The sequence below is a fragment of the Koromonas soli genome, assembly GCF_059726265.1.
The window spans coordinates 896,513-911,688 of sequence record NZ_AP040872.1 but is presented as its reverse complement, the minus strand read 5'-3'; the positions used below and the strand labels follow the sequence as shown (position 1 = coordinate 911,688).

Here is a 15,176-nt window from a genome sequence, read left to right as displayed (position 1 = left end):
GAGATGCTCTGATGCGCGGAGAAATATCCAATGCGTTCGATGCTCAAGCTCAAGGTACGATTGCGCGCTTGTTACTGATGCTGGCATTGCTCGCCCTGTGCCTCTTCGTTATAAGCCCCTTTGTTCCCGCACTGGCATGGGCGACTGCTTTGGCTGTTGTGTCTCGACCACTCTTTTCTTGGCTCAGACGTAAATCGCTCAACAGAAATCTCTCCGCCCTGATTACAGTTCTCATCGTGGGATGCCTCGCCATTGGTCCCGCGCTCCTGACCTTCTGGACGGCGACGCAGGAAGCCTTGTTGGGCGCGGAGTGGCTGCGACACAACTTAGGCGCCGGTACCGCGTTTCTTCATAGGCTCAAGACAGTGCCATTCATCGCAAACAATCTTGACTCCATCGCCGCCATTGCCACCAGGCTAGGCGGAGCCATTGCAGCGTGGCTCTCGTCCCTGCTGTCAGGGTCAGTCCAGTCAGTCTCCAATGCGATGATGGCTATATTCGTCCTGTTCTTCTTTGTGCGTGATGGTGAAACGATCATCTCCGCAGTAAAACGTTACGTGCCATTCTCCGAACAGGAGACGGACATGCTTCTCCAGCGGGTCAGCGACACAATCATTGCGAGCTTGTTCGGTAGGTTTGCCGCAGCCATCGCACAAGGGCTCATGGGAGGCCTGATGTTCTGGGTGCTTGGAATCCGGTCTCCTGCGTTATGGGGCCTCGCCATGACCTTTGTCTCCGTCATCCCGATGCTCGGACCATTTGTCGTGTGGATACCTGCCGCCGTTCTGCTCGCATATCAAGGGCATCCAGTGAAGTCAGGCATACTGGTTGCGTGGGGCATGTTGGTTGTCGGATTGATCGACAACCTTATATATCCCATGATCGTTGGCCAACGGCTGAGACTCCATACGCTGCTACTGTTCTTCAGCATCCTTGGCGGAATCGCAGTATTCGGAATCTCAGGCATCGTTCTGGGGCCGACAATCGTTTCGCTCACGTTAGGTGTTGCGGATCTGTTGAGAGTTCCAACCTCTGCGACCACGCAGATAGTTAGCAGGTATTGAAGCACATGAATGTCAAAGGGAGGAGATTATGAATTCCCTTGAGACCGCAAGCGCGAACAACAACACTGCAGCAAGCTCTCCTCGCGATCACGCCAACAAAGCCGGACGAATTCGATTCACCAAAATCCTCTACGCGACCGATTTCTCCTCCGCCTCCGAGAGTGCATTGCCGTACGCAACACTGTTGGCGAATCGATACAACGCGGCTTTATTCGTAGCCCATGCGATTTCTCCCTCCGAGACTCACGTTTCCTCCCAGACCCGTACGCTTGCGGATCACGCTGCGAAACGTTGCATGACGAAGCTGCTGAGCACCGCGCCTCTCCGGCAGATCTCGCATCACGCGATACTCCAACCTGGCACACCCCGCGACGTGCTGCTCTCCGTGATCGAGCAGGAGAAGATAGACCTATTTGTCCTCGGCACTCGCGGCCGTGGACGAATCACCGAGGCTCTACTCGGATCTGTCGCAGAGGAAATGTTTCACCGCGCAACGTGTCCCATACTAACCGTGGGACCCCGTGACGTACCCCCTCAAGAGCCTCCTCGCATGAACACCATAATCGCGGCAATTGACTTCGGAGAAGATTCACTTCGCGCTCTTGACTACGCTATTTCCTTGGCAGAAGAGTTCGGAGCCACCCTGCTGCCCGCGCACATCGCATCGATGGAATATTCCGCTGACCAGAACACGCGGGAAGAACTCACACAGCGACTCATGAAACTCATTTGCGACCGCGCTCCCGCATGCGAGGTAAAACCTATCCTCGAGTTCGGTGTCGCGGCAGCGACCATCCTGTCGCTTTCCGCTCGGCTCCGCGCAGACCTGATCGTAGCGGGAGCACAAGGCACCGGACCTGCAATACGAGTGTGCCGTCACTTCGGAAGCACAGTTCACCGGATCGTAGCCGAGGCGCATTGTCCTGTCCTGAGCGCTCGCCTCTGATCCTTTTGAACCTCAGAGATTTGCCCTGCTGTCGCGGAGGTCAAACATCATGCTCGACATCAAAGTTCATAACGAAGAGAGTTCGGTGACTTTCATTCTGCGTGGAGATTTGTCCGGAAATGGCGTAGATGAACTCCGATGCTATTACCGAGTTTTGTCCGTCTTACCCGTGACCAAGTCCGTACTGCTGGACGTCTCTGCGGTCAAATCACTCGATGCTGCAGGTGCTGAGCTTCTCACCGAAATGGTGCAGAAAGGCACGAACATCATCGCAGGTGTGCCGCCCACGACCCGGCCACTTTCCGAGATCCTCCGGAATCTTGTCATGCCGAAGCAAGTCACCGAGGTAGCTAGGACAGAACTGCTATCTCTGAAGACCATCCTGTACGCTACTGATCTCTCTCCCTGCTCGGAGACTGTGCTTCCCTACGTCTGTTCCCTCGCGCGACAGTACTCTGCGCGCGTGATCATAGCTCATGTCATTCCTCCGACCGCCTACAGCGAAATCCCGCCCGAAATAAAAGACATGGCAGATCAAGCGGCAGGGCAGTTCGTCGAGGCTCAACTGCAGACGCTTGCAAGCTCAGCACTTCTGGAAAACATCTACCACGAGACGTTAGTGGACCACGGTGAAGTGTGGCCTGTGCTCTCTGAATTTGTCGAGAAGCGCTCCGTCGATCTCATCGCAATCGGAACCCACGGCCGACGTGGACTCGACAAGCTTCTCTGGGGATCTGTAGCCGAAGAAATATTCCGCCTCTCCGAACGTCCCGTCCTCATCGTTGGACCGCGGGTGCTCGCATCCTCAGCACACGATGTGAGCTTCCGAAACATCCTCGTCGCCACCGACCTCTCGCCGGAATCACTCATTGCGCTGGAATATGCCACGCGAATGACTCGCAAGCAACAAAGCAGATTGACATTGATCCACGCCTTGCAAACCATGAGTGCTCTGCCCACTCCGGCACGACTGACGCAGGCAAAACTATTCACCGAGTGCCTTAGAGACCTCCATCTCAACCTTGGTGGAAAAGAAGTCGAACCGGAGTACGTTGTCGAATACGGATCTCCCGCTACAATCATTGTTCACGCCGCCGAAGAGAGACACTCCGATCTGATTGTTCTCGGGCTAGGTAACAAAAAGCCCCGCCACGCCCAGATATCCACGCGACTCTTCGGAGCAACTGCTTACGCCGTCGTGTCCGGTGCGCCTTGTCCGGTATTGACGATCCGTGGCCTCGATAAGACCAAGAGTCGCGCGTAACGATGGCGAATAATCGGAATATCGGAATTCCGATCTGTATCAATAACTGTCAACATCGACAACTGCTTTGGCGAAGGCTTGCGGTGCTTCTTGAGGCAGATTGTGTCCAACACCACCGTTGATGACTCGGTGTGCATATTTGCTCGAGAACCTCTTCGCGTAGGAACTGGCCTCCGGATGCGGTGCACCATTGGCATCGCCTTCCAGGGTGATGGTGGCACATTGACAGCCGGACTCTCAGCCAGCCGCTTTTCCAGATCGTCATACTTCGCCTCGCCTTCAGCAAGATCGAGCCGCCATCGATAGTTATGAATAACGATGCTGACGTGATCCGGATTGTCGAACGCTGCTGCGCTGCGATTAAACGTCGCCTCATCGAAGGACCACTTCGGAGACGCGAGTTGCCAGATCAACTTCGCAAACTCGTGCCGATATTGGTCGTAACCCGCCCGGCCACGTTCGGTGGAAAAGTAATACTGGTACCACCATTGGAGTTCGGCCTTAGGCGGCAAGGGCATCTTGCCGGATTGCTGGTTACCGATCAGATAGCCACTCACCGAAACCAACGCCTTACAGCGTTCTGGCCAGAGTGCTGCAACGATGTCGGCGCTCCGAGCACCCCAATCGAACCCGGCTAGTATTGCCTTCTGAATCTTCAAGGCATCCATCAGATCCACTACATCGCGGGCGAGCGCTGACGGCTGACCGTTACGAAATGTTTCCGGCGAGAGAAAGCGCGTATCGCCATAGCCGCGTAAGTACGGCACGATGGCTCTGTAACCAGCCGCAGCCAACAAGGGAGCAACCTCGACGTAGCTGTGAATGTCGTATGGCCACCCGTGCAGAAGAATCACGGGACGACCGCTGGCCGGTCCGATCTCCGCATACGCAACGTTCAGCACGCCGGCATTGATCTTTTTCAGTGAGGGGAAGCTGGTGTCCGTAGATGGCGATTCCGAGGTCGTTTGCTGTTGGCCAGTGATTCCTACCTGAGCGAGGCCAGAGTTCGCGCTGGCAAGTTTTGCAACGGCGAGCGTCACGGCAGAACCACGCAAGAATTGGCGACGATCGAGTTTCACCTGGTCGGACATTTCGCGCCCTCCTGTCTCATTCCAAACAAATCCTGTGCAAGCTCTGTCATTTCTCTTCCTGCCTTATCAGTGGATCGGCTTTTGTGTCGCCCCTCTTGCTCCAACCGTGGAAGGATGAGAGGTCACCCGCGTTCCAGGCCTCGCGGAGTCCAGGCTTGCTCAGGTCCCAGTCGGGGCGTATCTCGCGCGTCACGGCGCGCAGGTCGTGCCAAAGATCGACAATCGATGGACGGCCCCAAAACCAATAGCCGTTGTAGATGCTGTGAATTACGAGACCCGGCTTGAGGACAAGCGTGTGCGGGATCATCGGATTGTTTTCGGGGTCGGTATACTCCTGGATATCGAGGTCCTGCTGAACCTTGCGATCCGGGTCAGAGAGGAAAGTCCATTGAGCACCAACCGACGCTCGGAACTCCTGGAGCGTGTGGTGGTCATCGGTGGAGATCGTGACGATCTTGGTGTATGCCACAGCGAGCTTCGGATAGAACGCCGCGAGTTCAAGATGTTGCTGGTGTTCCTTCGGGCAATAGTGGCCTCGGGCGAGCGTCAGGATAAGCGGGTCCTCACCCTGCAATTCGCTGAGCCTGCGCGTTGTGCTCGTTTCATCGGGCAGTTCATAATCAGGGAAAATGCCTCCGGGCACGATGTCAGATCGCATAACAACTCCTTCACTGGACGGCATCTGGCAGCTACAACGGCAACTTTTCGCCAGCCTGCTCGCGCACCAGGTACTCGGCGTACCATTCGGGCCAGTTCGCGTCCCGATGCCCGGTGCGTTTCTCGTGCTCACCGTGAGCAGCCTCCGCTCGCCTTAAGGCATTCGCTAAATCGCTTGGCGATGTATAGCTCGTCGTAACGGAATCAATGCGTCCGGGCAGCCGCGTTGTGACCTCTTGGAATAACCAGCCGTTACCATCCGGGTCACTGAGCGATGCAAAGGATGCGTAGCTGGCGTGATTGGGTGCCGGCCCGCTGGCGCGGCCGTCCTTCCCATCAAGTTGAAACTGAGCGCCCGGAGTCTCTGCGTGGAACACTTCGCTGACCTTAATCCCATGCTCGATGAGTTCATTTCGCGCCGCGTCGATGTCGGAGACGATTAAGTAAAGGCCTCGGGCTGAGCCGGGCTCAGCCGATGTGATCTTCGTGCCAAATTGGATTGAGCACCCCGAGCCGGGCGGCGTGAACTGAACGACTCTGAATCCGTTGTCGAACGCAAAGTCTGCATCAAGACGCCATCCGAGTTGCGTGTAGAACGCCTTTGCGCGATCAACATCTGAGACGGGAATGACGACCGCCTCGAACTTCATGTCCAGTCTCCCCGTGGCCTGTTGGTCACGGCGAATGCTCTGCGTGACATTTTCCATACTTTTCTCCTTAGCGCTTCATCGAAAGCCAGCTCACGTTCGCGAAGTGAAGACATCGTGCGCGACTGACGACGCTTAAATTCAGCTCAGCCAAAGGTGAAGCAAAATGCCTCTGCTCCGGGATCTAGAAAAGTGATCGTGAAATTTCTGTCGTTGATAGGTTTGGGTTGCCGGATTAGTTGATACATCCTCTGCTCAGACACCGTGCCATAGCCCTGGTCATCAACATCAGTTCCGTGCGCGTTCCCCGGTGGCTGTCCATCAATGAGGACGCGAAATCTAACAGGCTTTCCCGACATAGACGGTCCCATTACGAGGTGGAGATCGCGTGCATGAAAACGCAAAGTGAGCTGAGCATTTGCGTCTTTTGACTGTGTTCGGTCCTTCTTGATTGTCCAAGCACCGGAGAGAGCCCACTCGTTCAGCGCGAGATGTTTGGGAGTAGCGTAGATGTGAGACTGGTTCCGTGCTGCACTACGTTGAGACGCGAAGTTCGTTGCCATTTCGTATCCAACGTAGGTTTCTTGAGACCGTAGATCTTCCCAATCGGCTGCGGCCTCCGCCCCCGCGGAGGTCACCGATACAAGCCCATCATCAACGCCACTTGCACCGGCCTCTGCCAGCAACTGCTTGATCACCCTCTCGGACTGTTCGTACTCGCCTTCGCCAAACTGGTGATGGCGAATCCTGCCCTGAGTATCTATGAAATAGAGGGCGGGCCAATACTCATTATTGAATGCTTGCCAGATCGCGGAATTACTATCGACAGCAACAGGAAACGGAACTCCTATCTCCTTTGTCAAATGTCGAACATTGTCTATGTTCTTTTCAAACACAAACTCAGGAGTGTGCACGCCAATGACGACCAGCCCCTTATCTCTGTATTTCTCAGCCCACGCGCGAACATATGGAAATTGGCGGCGCCAGTTGATACAGGTGTAAGTCCAGAACTCGACCAGAACTACTTTTCCCCGCAAGTTGGCAGTTCTTAGCGGCTGTGAGTTGATCCAGGCAACGGCACCGTCGAGCGGAGGCATGTTGCCTTCGACCCCAGGGCTTGCCTTTTGCGCGTTGCTTGCTGGCTCGTCAGTCATCGCCGTCTTTGCTCGTAGCGAAGCCGTCGGTGTAGCCATCGAGAAAAGTGCAACACTGAGCGCGACAGCGAAGACATAACAGCAAGCACCACACCAGTTTCCGTTCAGCTTTTGTGGCATAGTCTGCCTCTCATGAGCAACCACGCTCGCCTGCTATGCGGCAACGAATTGCTGCCCGCCACCAATGTCGTAAGTTGCTCCTGCGGTGCGGCCAAGGAGCGGGATCACACCTTGGCCGATGAAACTACCGACACAAGCTCATGCGAACTTCGTACCCTTAAGCTGCCGCCTTTTGTGCAGCCATCAACTTTAGAAGGGCCTGAGCTCCAGAGGTTGAAGATGCGGGATTCTGCCCCGTAACGAGGCGGCCATCGGTGATGGAAAACGGTTGCCAGTTGCCGACTTTTTCGAAAATGGCTCCCAGACGGAGCATTTCATCCTCGACCAGGAACGGCACAACCGTGGTGAGCTTAACTTCCTCCTCTTCGCCGTTTGTAAAGCCGGTCACATGCTTGCCCTTCACGATGGGTTCGCCCTGATATTTGACGTGGCGGAGCACACCTGGAGCATGACAAACAAAAGCAATCGGCTTCCCCGAATTGTAGAAAGACTCAATCAGCGCAATGGACACTGGACTTTCGGCCAGATCCCACATCGGCCCGTGACCGCCAGAATAGAAGACCGTGTCGAAGTCCTCTGCCTTCACATCTGCCAACCGCAGGGTATGAGCGAACGCTTCCTGAGCCGCTTTATCCTTCTTGAAACGGACCTGGGCGGGAGTCTGATTTTCCGGCATATCACTTTTGGGATCGATTGGCGGTTGTCCGCCTTTCGGGGAGGCGAGCGTCAACTCGGCGCCAGCGTCTCTGAACACGAAGTAGGGAGCCGCGCCTTCTTCCAGCCAGAAGCCGGTCTTGCGGCCAGTGTTGCCCAATTGATCGTGCGATGTCAGCACCATCAGAATTCTCATGCTTCTTCTCCTTTCATCGCTGCCATTGCGATTGAGTGAGTCGCTTTCGACGATCTGGAACCCTGCTCACGGTTGAAATCTCTGCAGTTTCATCCGTCGGATCAGCGGGTCTTACACAGCTAGACCCTCCAGGTATTCCAGCCATTGTTGAGGAAGCTTGCGGCAATCCGTTCAGTGAGCCTCGACCTATGTAAAAGTAAGGCAGGCCGGGCACGCAATGCGCACGAGGTTAGAGCTTTGATCCTGCGAGCAGCATCGCGAAGTAGAGGGATTTGCATCACTGATTCTCGACGCAATGAATGGGTTGCAGTCACGTTTGTTAATGGAAGGTTATTTTTGCGGAACTGAGTTATGTTGCTGGGGAGGATTGCTGCCCGTCTGTTTTCCAGTTCTGGACTACGTCCGGTCAGTTATCGGAAATCATAGCTATCGAAATACTTTGGTATAAAGTTCACGCACCAGAGCCGTCCCAACTGTTCGCGAATATTTCATAATCAAGTGTCGAAATCTCAGCTTCCCGGACGTCATACGCTCAGATATGTACAAACTCGTTGCAAGAGGAGAAACCGATGCAATTTGCATTATTGATCTACGAGACGCCGGAGGCTTTCGCGTCGCGAAATAGCGATGGGAGTGACACTTATACCGGAGCCTGGCGCGCATACCACAATGCTCTCGTGGAGTCAGGTGCATTTGTCGCAGGCGACCCGCTCGACGTGCCAGACACGGGAACCACCATAACAATCAAGGATGGAAAGCGCGGCGTGCAGGACGGCCCTTACGCTGACACAAAAGAACAGCTTGGAGGGTTCACCATCCTCGAACTGCCATCGCTCGACGCAGCCCTGGAGTGGGCCGCGCGTTGTCCTGCTGCCTCCTACGGTGCTGTCGAGGTGCGTCCTCTCGCCCCCGACACCAAGCGCAGGATCGTGGAATGATTGGAGATCACGAGGAGACGGTTCATAGGACCGTGGAGCAAGTAGCACGGGAGTCCTACGGTCGCCTCGTGGCCTATCTTTCCGTGCACACGCAGGATCTAGCGGGAGCCGAAGATGCGCTGAGTGAGGCGTTGCTGAAGGCACTCACTGCCTGGCCACAAAGCGGAGTACCCAAAAATCCCGAGGCATGGTTGCTCACTGCCGCGCGCCATTCGCTCATCGACTTCTTTAGACATCAGCGAGTGGCGTCGGCCAGTGCGCCTGATCTACTGCTCTTCACCCAGCACGCAACGGAACTCAACGTGGAAACCAACTATCCAGACGAGCGGCTCAAACTGCTGTTCGTCTGCGCGCATCCCGCCATTGATCGTGCAATCCATACACCGCTCATGCTGCAGGCCGTGCTGGGCCTCGACGCGGCACGCATCGCCAGCGCATTCCTGATTTCGCCCAAAACCATGGGACAGCGTCTAGTGCGGGCCAAGACAAAGATTCGTGATGGCGGTATCCGCTTCGAGGTCCCCGAAAATAGCGAGCTGCAGCCAAGGCTGGACGCGGTCCTTGAGGCTATTTACGCCGCATTTGGACTAGGCTGGGACGACACGTCGGGAAGCGATCAGCGCGGGCGCGATCTCACCGAGGAAGCCATCTGGCTCGCGCGTATGCTTGTTCAACTAATGCCAGGCGAAGCTGAGGTTCAAGGCCTATTGGCTCTCATGCTCCACTGCGTAGCTCGCCAAGCCGCCCGGCGCAATCCTGATGGTCGTTACGTTCCTCTCTCCGAGCAGGATCCGAAACTTTGGTCAGTATCTTTGATCGAGGAAGCAGAACGCCATCTTGCAGAAGCATCCCGCGATGGACGCCCCGGACGCTTTCAACTGGAAGCAGCGATTCAGTCAGTGCACGCCGAGCGTGCTCGCACCGGCCGCATCGAGTGGGGCGCGATCGCTCAGTTTTATCAACGTCTGCTTTCCATCTGTCCAACACTTGGCGCACAAACCGGATACGCCGCTTCGCTCGCAGAGGCGAATGAACCAGAGAAGGGCTTACGAATTCTGGATGCCATCGATCAGGACACAGTCTCCTCCTATCAGCCATATTGGGCGGTTCGGGCACACCTGCTCCATCTCCTTGGAAGAACAATCGAAGCCTCCTCTGCTTACGACCGAGCCATCGGCCTCGCCGAAGATCCAGCAGTACGAGAGTTCCTGCTCCAAAAGCGCGGCTGATTTTTTCTAGTGCCTGTAGAAATCGCGCCTCCTCACGCGTCACTCACATAACAGCGGCTTCGCGACAACGCCTTTGCCGCCTTCGAGGTGAACGATGTGTCCATTCTGTTTAGCAAGCACATTGGGAGTAGTCGTCGCCGGTACGGTCTCTACCGGCGGTCTGGCCGCACTGGTGATCAAAGTATCTCGCAAGAAAAAACACGCAATTGCAACAATCGCGAATGAAGGGAGCGCTCAAAATGCTAACCAGAACAGTCGATAACCCCAAAGTAGTATCGCGAGAAGAGTGGCTTGCCGCACGCAAAGACTTGCTGGTGAAGGAGAAGCTACTAACGCGTCAGCATGATGCCGTTGCCGCCGAGCGTCGCCAGCTTCCGTGGGTCAAAGTTGAAAAGACTTATGTCTTCGACTCTCCCAACGGCAAGAAGACTCTCTCAGATCTGTTCGAAGCTCGAAGCCAGCTCATCATCTACCACTTCATGTTCGGACCGGAGTGGCAGGAAGGCTGCCCCAGTTGCTCGTTCAACATGGATCACACGGATGGAGCCCTGGTGCACCTCGCGCAGCGAGACGTTTCATTTGCGGCCGTTTCCCGCGCGCCGTTATCGAAGATTGAGCCCTTCAAGCAACGGATGGGTTGGCACTTCACGTGGGTGTCGTCCTACGAGACTGACTTCAATTATGACTTCCACGTCTCGTTCACTCCAGAGCAGATGTCTCAAGGCGAAGTCGAATACAACTTCGACGTCGTCCAATTCCCCAGCTCTGAAGCCCCTGGCGTCAGCGTTTTCTACAAAGATGTAGATGGCAACATCTTCCACACCTATTCCGCCTACGCTCGCGGAAGCGAGAGCACCATTAACACCTACAACTATCTCGACCTTGTACCCAAAGGCCGCGACGAAGACGACTTGCCCTTCACCATGGCATGGCTCCGCCACCATGACCGTTACGATACGGGCCAACGGGCGGATGCCAATCGACCGTACTGGCCAAAAGCAGCCGTGAACTCCTGACGGTGACCCCTTTCGCGTTATCAACACAACTCACGGAGAGTTAAATATGAGCAGCGCACCTGCGACACAGAACCTGAGCGAAGTTGAAGTCCTTCGGCACCAGAACCAAGTCACAAGCGTCGTCGTACACCTGAATCTTGCTGACATCACGCACATCGAAAGCCTCATTCAACCCAGCCCTGCCGGCAACTGCCTCAACTGGGTGCTCGGCCACCTGGTGTGCACCTACAACGACATGCTGCCTCTTCTCGGCGAGACCCCGGTCCCTGACCACGCGCCGCTGAAGCGCTACGATCGTGGTTCCGCGCCAATAACCGACTCCGCGGATGCAATGCACCTCTCGGATCTGATTCGGGCTTGGGACGAGTCGGTCAAACGCATTGACGCTGGACTCGCAAAACTCACTTCAGAGAAACTGGACCAACACGTTCCCGATTCTCCAACAAACAACCCCAAGGAGACAGTGCGTTCGTTGCTTTCGACCATCGCATTCCACCAGGCATATCACGCTGGCCAATTGGGGCTTTTGCGGCGCATAGCTGGCAAACCCGGCGCACTCGCCTGATTATTGTTTTCACTGAAGTAGCAAATGGGAGCGCCTCACCCGCGCTCCTTCAGGCTTGGCAGACATTAGTTCTGAATCCCTGAACTATTGAACTTTTCACACCATTTGTCATAGTCTTGTGGAGTGTACCCGTCACTTCCACTCAGTCTGAGAAGACTAGGTGAAACGTCGCAATCATCGCTGAGCTGAATTAGATGGATCCCGCAGCTCAGAAGTTAACTAATTCGAGAACGCTTCCCATAGTTTTGCCGAAGCTTTCTCTCATATCCTTACATCTGATCCAGAAGAATGTGGGCCTACAATGATGAGTGCTGATGGATCCGCCCAGCTCCGCTTTAGTGCACAACGACACATGAGTGCTGCGTCCGTGGCAATCTCCGAACCGTTCCGGGATCGTTACGAGGCGTTGTTGCGTGCCACTCATGCGATCGGCGCGTGCGACGATTGCGACCGGGCTGGCGATGTCCTCCTCCACGCGCTACTCGAGGTTGTTCCCTTCGACTATCTGCAAATCGTTTCGTTTGAACAGGAAGCGAACACCGTAGCCTGGCACCTGCACTACTCGAACGGGAAGAAGCTTGAGATACCTCTGCACGAGGTCGTTGTAGCAGATACCCCCACCGAGCTGGTACACAACACGCAACAAGCCCTTGTCATCGGTGACTGGACAAAAGAAGCCCAGTTTTCGACGCACGGAAAGTATCTCAACGAACTAGGGATTGCTTCGACCTGTTGTCTGCCCCTGTCACGAGGAGAGCGCCGCCTTGGCGTGCTGAGCATCGGCAGCTCTCGTCCGCATGCCTATCCCACGGGCGAGGTTCGTTTTCTCTCCCTGTTGGCCGATCAGATTGCGCTGGCAATCGACGCTGCGGTGAATTTGTATCTCTCGCGCCAGACTCAGGATCGTCTGACCATGATCCTTGATCTCACCAACCAGGTTGTCTCCAACCTTGATCTTCAGGATCTCTTGCGATCAATTTCCGCCAGCGTCCGCCGAGTCATGCAATGCGGTGCTGCGAAAATCATGTTGGCCGAGCCAAATGGCACCGAGTTGCGGGTCCATGCTCTCGATTTTCCAGACAGCAAGGGGCACTTCATTGCTACAGCGATGATCCCTATCGAGGGTACAATTCCGGGCCAGGTTTATCGAAGTGCAAAGCCGTGGGTTTTGAATCGCCTTGATCCGGTCACCATACCACCTGATTTTTGTACCAAGGCTGCCGCCGAAGGGATGAATTCGTTTTGCGCTGTGCCTCTCATCGGCCGTAATCGCGTGCTCGGCGTACTGTCCGTGTCAAGCCGCGATGAGGATGCCTTCAGAGAAGAAGAAGTCGCTTTCCTGTCGCAGATCGCGAGTCAGGTTGCGATTGCGGTTGAGAATGCGCTGGCGTACAGGGAGATCGAGGAACTCAAAGACAAGCTCGCTCAAGAGAAGCTCTATCTCGAAGAGGAAATCCGCGGCGAGATGGACTTCGAGGGCATCGTCGGACAAAGTTCGGCTCTCCGCCATGTATTGAATCTCGTGGACACCGTCGCCCCCAGCGATTCCACCGTACTGCTGCTTGGCGAGACGGGCACCGGCAAAGAGTTGATCGCACGCGCAATTCACGAACGCAGCCGTCGCAAAGACCGCACATTTGTGAAGCTCAACTGCGCTGCGATTCCCACCGGACTGCTTGAGAGTGAGCTATTTGGACACGAGCGCGGTGCTTTCACCGGTGCCATAACGCAGAAGATCGGACGATTGGAACTCGCCGACCAGGGATCTCTGTTCCTCGACGAGGTCGGAGACATTCCCCTCGACATTCAACCCAAATTGCTGCGCGCTCTACAGGAGCGTGAGTTCGAGCGCCTCGGAAGCACACGAACCAAACAGGTAGATATTCGCCTCGTGGCAGCCACCAACCGCAACCTCGAACAGATGATCGAGGACGGCGATTTCCGCAGCGACCTGTACTATCGCCTGAACGTCTTTCCAATTCGCATTCCGCCTTTGCGCGAGCGCCCGGAAGACATTCCCCTGCTCGTCCGCTACTTCACACAAAAGTACGGACGTCGCATGGAAAAGCAGATCGAGTCGATTCCGGCCGCCGCCATGAAGAAGCTTTCCAGTTGGCACTGGCCGGGCAACATCCGCGAGCTCGAAAACTTCATCGAGCGTTCTGTGATCCTGACCCACGGCCCCGCCCTGCAAGCGCCCATTGGCGAGTTGGATGGCAATCATCCGAGCGTTCCTAACTCGAGTGCGCGCGCATCCAGCGACAGGGATGAGATCATCCGCGTCCTGAAGCTTACCCGTGGGCGAGTATCAGGTGCCGATGGTGCCGCAATGCGCATGGGCCTCAAGCGCACCACACTCATCGCACGAATGAAAAAGCTCGGTATCGATCCGCGGCGCCTGTCCTAGCACTTCCTCCCACACTCAACCGAACACGAGGCGCCCCATCCTAAGACTCGCTCGCGAGTTTAGGGTGGGGTAGTTGCCTTTGTCCTTCGACTTTGCCTTCGCTCTTCCCTATCCATTTGTCATCCGTTTTGACATCACTTTTGACACTGTCAATTTTGACAATGACATTTGCAGACATCGCAGAACTCCTGCGTGACTCCTCGCCAGTGTTTTCACCGCTTTACGAGACTCGCTTGCGTGTATCGATTCGGCACGCGGCTTGCACTACACGTAAGCGTTGAAGACACCGATATGTTCAAGATCTCCACAGTCGATACCCGACACAAACGCAGGCTGGTAGTAGAAGGAAAGCTCATGGCACCTTGGGCCAACGAGCTCATCGACTGCTGGAAAAACGCGGCGCTAAACCTTGAGGGCCGCAAGTTAGTAATCGATCTCAGCAGCATCACGCTCATCACTCGCGAGGGCGAAGACGTGATCGTCAGACTGATGAAAGACGGAGCAGAGTTTTCCAGCTGCGGTGTCCTCACCCGATACGTACTGAAGCGGCTGTCAAGGAATTGCCGAGGCATGTCGCTGCAACACGAGAAACCGAATTCATTACACGAATGAACAAGCCAATCACCACGGAGGCGACTATGCCGGAAACAAATCACATCTCGAAAGAGAGTTCTTATGCGAGCATCGCCGACTTGCAGCGTGTCTTCGATGAGGACATGAACAGTCTGCATCTGCTCTCGCTCCTGTTGACCGGCGATCGGCAAAAGGCTGAGCAGTGCTTCATCTCAGGACTTGAGGACGCAACAAAAGGCAATCCGGTATTCAAGGAATGGGCACGGTCATGGGCTCGGCGGATGATCATCCTGAACGCCGTACGCACGATGAATCCGCAGCCAGGCGAAGAAAACAGCGTTTCCAATCCCGCTTTGCTCGGCACGCTCTCCACCGAGCTTCAGCCGTTTGCCGCGATTCTCAAACTTGATGCATTTGATCGGTTCGTTTATGTCATGTCGGTTCTTGAGCGCTATTCCGATCAACACTGCGCACTCTTCCTGGGCTGCACGAGGAAAGATATCTTAGCGGCCCGCAGCCGGGCACTGCAGCAGGCCGGAAATGCAGCCGCGCACTCAACTTCTGACACCAAAGACACCGCAAACAAGCATAGCGATTCTGCAGTTGGGCCGTTAACGACTCCACACTTCGCGACGGCATAAGCGGACGCGCATTT

At 55.5% G+C, this 15,176-nt stretch carries 16 protein-coding genes; 10 read left to right on the top strand and 6 right to left on the bottom strand.

The window, feature by feature from the left end; all coding sequences use genetic code 11:
• Positions 1-11: 11 nt before the first annotated feature.
• From AC6IY8_RS03950 to AC6IY8_RS03940, 3 genes are read left to right on the top strand one after another with little or no spacing between them, the layout of a single operon-like run.
• Positions 12-1,064, top strand: a complete 1,053-nt coding sequence (locus AC6IY8_RS03950) for an AI-2E family transporter (protein WP_497777394.1) — start codon at positions 12-14, stop codon at positions 1,062-1,064.
• Between the two features lie 28 nt (positions 1,065-1,092).
• Positions 1,093-2,010 carry a universal stress protein gene (locus AC6IY8_RS03945; RefSeq protein WP_497777393.1) on the top strand — a complete coding sequence of 306 codons (918 nt, stop codon included), beginning with the start codon at positions 1,093-1,095 and terminating at the stop codon, positions 2,008-2,010.
• A gap of 49 nt (positions 2,011-2,059) precedes the next feature.
• Positions 2,060-3,274 carry a universal stress protein gene (locus AC6IY8_RS03940; RefSeq protein WP_497777392.1) on the top strand — a complete coding sequence of 405 codons (1,215 nt, stop codon included), beginning with the start codon at positions 2,060-2,062 and terminating at the stop codon, positions 3,272-3,274.
• Here AC6IY8_RS03940 and AC6IY8_RS03935 read toward each other — a convergent pair.
• From AC6IY8_RS03935 to AC6IY8_RS03915, 5 genes are all read right to left on the bottom strand, one after another.
• The gene (locus AC6IY8_RS03935) at positions 3,199-4,365 is read right to left on the bottom strand and encodes an alpha/beta fold hydrolase (RefSeq protein WP_497777391.1); all 1,167 of its coding nucleotides are present in this window, start codon (positions 4,363-4,365) and stop codon (positions 3,199-3,201) included. The genes AC6IY8_RS03940 and AC6IY8_RS03935 overlap by 76 nt on opposite strands.
• 46 nt (positions 4,366-4,411) lie before the next feature.
• A complete protein-coding gene (locus AC6IY8_RS03930) occupies positions 4,412-5,023 on the bottom strand; it encodes a redoxin domain-containing protein (RefSeq protein ID WP_497777390.1) in 612 nt (203 codons plus the stop codon).
• Between the two features lie 31 nt (positions 5,024-5,054).
• The gene (locus AC6IY8_RS03925; RefSeq protein WP_497777389.1) at positions 5,055-5,729 is read right to left on the bottom strand and encodes a VOC family protein; all 675 of its coding nucleotides are present in this window, start codon (positions 5,727-5,729) and stop codon (positions 5,055-5,057) included.
• 86 nt (positions 5,730-5,815) lie between these two features.
• Complete coding sequence (locus tag AC6IY8_RS03920; protein ID WP_497777388.1) at positions 5,816-6,943, bottom strand: redoxin domain-containing protein; 1,128 nt, start codon at positions 6,941-6,943, stop codon at positions 5,816-5,818.
• 157 nt (positions 6,944-7,100) lie between these two features.
• Positions 7,101-7,793, bottom strand: coding sequence for a type 1 glutamine amidotransferase domain-containing protein (locus tag AC6IY8_RS03915; protein ID WP_497777387.1), 693 nt, complete (start codon positions 7,791-7,793; stop codon positions 7,101-7,103).
• Positions 7,794-8,362: 569 nt separating this feature from the next.
• Between AC6IY8_RS03915 and AC6IY8_RS03910 the strand changes: the two genes are divergently transcribed.
• On the top strand, positions 8,363-8,731 hold the full coding sequence (locus tag AC6IY8_RS03910; protein ID WP_497777386.1) for a YciI family protein: 369 nt from the start codon (positions 8,363-8,365) through the stop codon (positions 8,729-8,731).
• Positions 8,728-9,960: an RNA polymerase sigma factor gene (locus AC6IY8_RS03905; protein WP_497777385.1), complete on the top strand. Its 1,233-nt coding sequence runs from the start codon at positions 8,728-8,730 to the stop codon at positions 9,958-9,960. The genes AC6IY8_RS03910 and AC6IY8_RS03905 overlap by 4 nt, the downstream gene beginning before the upstream one ends.
• Positions 9,961-9,999: 39 nt before the next feature.
• Here AC6IY8_RS03905 and AC6IY8_RS03900 read toward each other — a convergent pair whose 3' ends face one another.
• On the bottom strand, positions 10,000-10,140 hold the full coding sequence (locus tag AC6IY8_RS03900; protein WP_497777384.1) for a hypothetical protein: 141 nt from the start codon (positions 10,138-10,140) through the stop codon (positions 10,000-10,002).
• A gap of 59 nt (positions 10,141-10,199) precedes the next feature.
• On the opposite strand from AC6IY8_RS03900, the gene AC6IY8_RS03895 reads away from it, so the two are divergent.
• From AC6IY8_RS03895 to AC6IY8_RS03875, 5 genes are all read left to right on the top strand, one after another.
• Positions 10,200-10,976, top strand: a complete 777-nt coding sequence (locus AC6IY8_RS03895; RefSeq protein WP_497777383.1) for a DUF899 domain-containing protein — start codon at positions 10,200-10,202, stop codon at positions 10,974-10,976.
• 46 nt (positions 10,977-11,022) lie between these two features.
• Complete coding sequence (locus AC6IY8_RS03890) at positions 11,023-11,541, top strand: DinB family protein (protein ID WP_497777382.1); 519 nt, start codon at positions 11,023-11,025, stop codon at positions 11,539-11,541.
• A 367-nt stretch (positions 11,542-11,908) separates the two neighbouring features.
• Positions 11,909-13,948: a sigma 54-interacting transcriptional regulator gene (locus tag AC6IY8_RS03885; RefSeq protein WP_497777381.1), complete on the top strand. Its 2,040-nt coding sequence runs from the start codon at positions 11,909-11,911 to the stop codon at positions 13,946-13,948.
• A 291-nt stretch (positions 13,949-14,239) separates the two neighbouring features.
• Positions 14,240-14,560, top strand: coding sequence for a hypothetical protein (locus AC6IY8_RS03880; protein WP_497777380.1), 321 nt, complete (start codon positions 14,240-14,242; stop codon positions 14,558-14,560).
• A 26-nt stretch (positions 14,561-14,586) separates the two neighbouring features.
• Entirely contained in the window at positions 14,587-15,162 is a 576-nt protein-coding gene (locus tag AC6IY8_RS03875; protein ID WP_497777379.1) for a hypothetical protein, read from the top strand.
• Positions 15,163-15,176 lie beyond the last annotated feature (14 nt).

What these genes read in the sequence shown, in the direction of transcription:
- AC6IY8_RS03950 (WP_497777394.1), top strand. Translation starts at nt 12, where the DNA reads ATGCGCGGAGAAATATCCAATGCGTTCGATGCTCAAGCTCAAGGTACG.
- AC6IY8_RS03940 (WP_497777392.1), top strand. Translation starts at nt 2,060, where the DNA reads ATGCTCGACATCAAAGTTCATAACGAAGAGAGTTCGGTGACTTTCATT.
- AC6IY8_RS03910 (WP_497777386.1), top strand. Translation starts at nt 8,363, where the DNA reads ATGCAATTTGCATTATTGATCTACGAGACGCCGGAGGCTTTCGCGTCG.
- AC6IY8_RS03925 (WP_497777389.1), bottom strand. Translation starts at nt 5,729, where the DNA reads ATGGAAAATGTCACGCAGAGCATTCGCCGTGACCAACAGGCCACGGGG.
- AC6IY8_RS03935 (WP_497777391.1), bottom strand. Translation starts at nt 4,365, where the DNA reads ATGTCCGACCAGGTGAAACTCGATCGTCGCCAATTCTTGCGTGGTTCT.
- AC6IY8_RS03895 (WP_497777383.1), top strand. Translation starts at nt 10,200, where the DNA reads ATGCTAACCAGAACAGTCGATAACCCCAAAGTAGTATCGCGAGAAGAG.
- AC6IY8_RS03880 (WP_497777380.1), top strand. Translation starts at nt 14,240, where the DNA reads ATGTTCAAGATCTCCACAGTCGATACCCGACACAAACGCAGGCTGGTA.
- AC6IY8_RS03945 (WP_497777393.1), top strand. Translation starts at nt 1,093, where the DNA reads ATGAATTCCCTTGAGACCGCAAGCGCGAACAACAACACTGCAGCAAGC.
- AC6IY8_RS03875 (WP_497777379.1), top strand. Translation starts at nt 14,587, where the DNA reads ATGCCGGAAACAAATCACATCTCGAAAGAGAGTTCTTATGCGAGCATC.
- AC6IY8_RS03905 (WP_497777385.1), top strand. Translation starts at nt 8,728, where the DNA reads ATGATTGGAGATCACGAGGAGACGGTTCATAGGACCGTGGAGCAAGTA.
- AC6IY8_RS03890 (WP_497777382.1), top strand. Translation starts at nt 11,023, where the DNA reads ATGAGCAGCGCACCTGCGACACAGAACCTGAGCGAAGTTGAAGTCCTT.
- AC6IY8_RS03930 (WP_497777390.1), bottom strand. Translation starts at nt 5,023, where the DNA reads ATGCGATCTGACATCGTGCCCGGAGGCATTTTCCCTGATTATGAACTG.
- AC6IY8_RS03915 (WP_497777387.1), bottom strand. Translation starts at nt 7,793, where the DNA reads ATGAGAATTCTGATGGTGCTGACATCGCACGATCAATTGGGCAACACT.
- AC6IY8_RS03920 (WP_497777388.1), bottom strand. Translation starts at nt 6,943, where the DNA reads ATGCCACAAAAGCTGAACGGAAACTGGTGTGGTGCTTGCTGTTATGTC.